This window comes from Edaphobacter sp. (assembly GCF_035532915.1).
Taxonomy (GTDB): domain Bacteria; phylum Acidobacteriota; class Terriglobia; order Terriglobales; family Acidobacteriaceae; genus Edaphobacter.
In genome coordinates this window covers 1-3,422 of record NZ_DATKQC010000412.1, presented here as the reverse complement: position 1 = coordinate 3,422, position 3,422 = coordinate 1, and the positions used below count along the sequence as shown (strand labels likewise).

The window sequence follows — 3,422 nt, the reverse complement described above, 5'->3', positions numbered from 1 at the left end:
GAGTGGCGGTCGCCATTTTCTGCTCCAAGGGCTACATCCAGCCTTTCGGCGTTAGATACCCCTCACGCTTTCATGTTTACTCCGCGCGTGACGGCACACAATGAGCCGTGCGTACTCCGCACCACGACAGAAGTACCATCCACCGGAAGCGACTGATGCATCACAATATTCGTGTGCTGCAAAGAACGGCAAATGCAGACTGTTGCGATTCGATAGGGCTTTGTTGTGCGCAGTAGAATGAAGTCTCCGTCGCTGTTCGAAAGCGCACTTCCCCGAAACCGATCGATCCCAAAGTTCCCGACTTCCCACTTTGCTATGAGGATCTCCTATGCTGATTGAAGTTACGATGCCCCAGATGGGCGAGTCGATTTTTGAAGGTACGATCACGCGCTGGCTCAAAAAACCTGGAGACGCGATTGAAAAGGACGAGCCGCTTTTTGAAATCTCCACAGACAAAGTGGATGCTGAGATCCCGTCCCCTGTCTCCGGTATCGTTCGCGAGACTCGGTTTCCTGAAGGCGCCACTATCCAGGTGAATACTGTGGTCGCAGTGATCGCAGATGCAACGGAAGCCGCTGGCGCTCCACCGGCCGCCGCTCCTCCAGCAGCCGAGCCTCAGCCAGCAGCCGAGCTTCAACCCGGCGCCGAAAGCGCGGCTCGCGCACCGGTGGGCGAAGAAGCTCCTACCCAAACGAAGGATGCTCCAGCTCCAGCCGAAGAAGGGGGCGCGAGGCATGCGCGCTATTCACCTTTAGTCCGGCGGATGGCCAAAGATAACAATATCGATCTGGATCAGCTCGGCGGGACTGGGCCTGAAGGACGCGTGACTAAAGAGGACGTTCTTCGCTATCTCGAACAGCGGGAGGCCGCAAGCGCTCAGCCAACTGTTTCGGCGGTTCAGGAAACGCCAACTCCTGCCCCTGAACCCAGAGCTCCGGCTGCGAAAGCAGCCACTGTCGCCGCCGCTCCGCCGGCAGCGAGCGCTCCTCCTCCCGCACCTCTCTCCGGCGAGGTGGTGCCGCTCACAAAAATGCGCGCGATCATTGCTCAGCGCATGGCCGCTAGCGCGCAGACTGCTCCGCATGTGCACACCGTCTTCAGGGTAGACATGACCCGCATCGTCCAGTTGCGTGAACACGAGAAGGCAAAGTTCGAGCAGCGCAACGGCGTCAAGCTCACTTACATGCCGTTCGTTGCAGTCGCTGCGGCGCTGACATTGCGGAAGTTCCCCATCGTCAACGCATCGCTCGAGGGAGATTCTATTCGGTATCACCAGAACATCAATCTCGGTATCGCAGTGGCACTCGAGTGGGGATTGATCGTGCCCGTGATCAAACAAGCCGAAGAACGCAATTTTCTGGGCATTGCCCGGTCTATCGTCGACCTGGCCGAACGGGCTCGCGGAAAGCGGCTCAAGCCCGATGAAATTTCGGGATCCACCTTCACACTCACTAATTCCGGCATTTTCGGCGAAGAGTTTGGGACTCCGATCATTAACCAGCCCGATTCGGCCATTCTGGCGATTGGCGGGCTCAGGAAGGATCCGGTTGTCCTCACCGACGAGCACGGCAACGACTCGATTGCCATTCGCTCGATTCAGCACTTCTGCCTTGGCTTCGACCATCGCATTATCGACGGTGCCGATGCGGGCAGGTTCATGAACGAGTTCAAGAAGACGCTGGAGAACTGGAATCAGGAGATCGATTGATTGCGGTCTCGGGCGCGTGGCGACGAACTGGAATTTTTGAGATCGTGCCAGACGACTCCAGAAACGCGGGGAATTGAACATTTATGGCGGACAAATCGGTTCGGTTGAATATCAAGCGTCAGAACAGTCCTGAGTCGCAGCCCTACTGGGAAGAGTTTGAGCTGCAGTGGCGAGCAGGTATGAATGTCATCATCGCTCTTATGGACATCGCCTGCAATCCAGTCAATCTCCAGGGCAAACAAATCGCTCCAATTGTCTACGATTCGAATTGTTTGGAAGAAGCTTGTGGCTCCTGCGCGATGCTCATCAACGGTCAAGCGGCGATGGCATGCTCGTCGCTCATTGACAAATTAGATCAGCCGGTTCGACTTGAGCCGCTCTCAAGATTCCCTGTTGTGCGAGACCTGTCCGTCGACCGCAACATCTTGTTCGAAAACCTTAAGCGTGTCTACGGATGGGTTCCGATTGACGGGACCTACCCACTTGGAGCCGGACCCCGCATCGATCCAGCCATACAGGAGGTGGCATACCCCCTCTCCCGCTGTATGTCTTGTAGTCTGTGCATGGAAGTATGCCCGCAATTTAACGAGTCAACTGACTTCGTTGGTGCCGCAATCATCAACCAGGTGCGACTCTTCAATATGCACCCTACGGGAGCTCATCTGCGGCATCAGCGGCTCGAGGCAATGATGGGCGAGGGCGGAATTCATGAGTGCAGCTACGCAGGAAACTGCGTCCAGATTTGCCCCAAAAACATCCCGTTGACAACATCGATCTCGATCGTCAACGGTCAGGTAATAAGGCAGGCAATCGGCGATCTGTTGCAGAAGCCTGAACTCACGAGTGCGAACAAGAAGCCGGGACATCGCTGAGAGCCGGTCAGCTTCCCTTTGGAGATCGGATACACACACGGCTTCAACGGCCTGTGCATGCTGTACCCTGGTTTGGCTCAGCTTGCGGTTGTGGTCTCCGGCCAGGCAATCGTAAGTAAAAATGCACTTTCTTCAAGTGCTTCCACGTCGTGCTCGAGGCACCGCTCCAGCGTCAGAAGATCTCCTTGCTTGAGATCCTCCATTCGGTCCTCGGGAAGGTGCACCCGGACCTTGCCCTGCAGCAACTGGATCGAGATCGGTCCTTCCGCCCGATGGTGGCTCATGTAGCTTCCCGGCTTCATCCGGACGAGAACAATGCGGAACGCCTCATATTTGACCAGCGTTTCGGAGCTTCGGCCGGATTCGCGCTGCCAGGACGGGGCTTTCTTCAGTTTTTCAAGCTCATCGCTGACGTTACGCCGGATCACTTGATCCGCGAGTTCCGGAAGGCGGGTCATGCTTGCCTGGTTGCTCCTCATACCATGCACTCCTTTTGTTTCAGCCCATTCGTCATTACGCTGCCGTGCGCAATGACCATTTTAAAGCCTATGCCACTCGCCGGAAGCGGGAAATAGTCCGGATGTCATCCGTACAGCGACGCTTGTACCAGTAGTTGGCCGGTATCGCGGCAAGCCGCACTACTGCAAGCAGAGACACGATGCCGGCTCCTTTGGATTGAGTGAGCGCTCAAGAAACTCTCTTAGCGCCACCGCGTTGTTTTGCTCTTTGTCATGGGAGCTGTACAGCAGCGTGACCGTGCCCTTGTGCGCGGCCTCAAGGATCGGAGACAAGACATCTTTGTGGTGCTTCAACTCCGCGAAGTAACGCCTGCGGAATTCATT

General features: G+C 56.3%; 4 protein-coding genes. 2 read left to right on the top strand and 2 right to left on the bottom strand.

Features of this window, described 5'->3' with window-relative positions:
• Positions 1-328 precede the first annotated feature (328 nt).
• Both sucB and sdhB read left to right on the top strand, forming a co-directional pair.
• Entirely contained in the window at positions 329-1,708 is a 1,380-nt protein-coding gene (gene sucB, locus VMU57_RS19215) for a 2-oxoglutarate dehydrogenase, E2 component, dihydrolipoamide succinyltransferase (RefSeq protein ID WP_325386372.1), read from the top strand.
• An 83-nt stretch (positions 1,709-1,791) separates the two neighbouring features.
• A complete protein-coding gene (sdhB, locus tag VMU57_RS19210; protein ID WP_325386371.1) occupies positions 1,792-2,580 on the top strand; it encodes a succinate dehydrogenase iron-sulfur subunit in 789 nt (262 codons plus the stop codon).
• A gap of 77 nt (positions 2,581-2,657) precedes the next feature.
• Here the strand turns inward: sdhB and VMU57_RS19205 are convergent, their stop codons facing one another.
• On the bottom strand, positions 2,658-3,038 hold the full coding sequence (locus VMU57_RS19205) for a hypothetical protein (RefSeq protein ID WP_325386370.1): 381 nt from the start codon (positions 3,036-3,038) through the stop codon (positions 2,658-2,660).
• A gap of 180 nt (positions 3,039-3,218) precedes the next feature.
• Positions 3,219-3,422, bottom strand: a 204-nt coding sequence (locus VMU57_RS19200) for a DUF488 domain-containing protein (RefSeq protein WP_325386369.1), incomplete at its 5' end; no start/stop codon positions are given.